Here is a 203-nt window from a genome sequence, read left to right as displayed (position 1 = left end):
CCCGACCTCGCAGACGACCTGACGCCGCCCCAGCTTGAGGATGCTCGCCTCGGCCAACAGGTCCTCGGGCCTGGGCTTGCTGAGGAAGTTGATGTTCAGGTTCGAGGTCACGGCCATCTCGACCGCCCCGAGACGCCCGAGAATGACCGCGTACATCGCCGCGTCGGCCAGCGCCATGATGGTCGGGCCGGACAGCGTTCCAC

At 67.5% G+C, this 203-nt stretch carries 1 protein-coding gene; it reads right to left on the bottom strand.

What is annotated here, in order from left to right:
• Positions 1-203, bottom strand: a 203-nt coding sequence (locus HMPREF0072_RS11005; RefSeq protein ID WP_169303270.1) for a PaaI family thioesterase, incomplete at both ends; no start/stop codon positions are given.

The sequence above is a fragment of the Anaerococcus lactolyticus ATCC 51172 genome, from assembly GCF_000156575.1.
In the GTDB taxonomy this organism is placed as follows: Bacteria; Bacillota; Clostridia; order Tissierellales; family Peptoniphilaceae; genus Anaerococcus; species Anaerococcus lactolyticus.
This window is presented reverse-complemented; position numbering and strand designations above follow the sequence as displayed.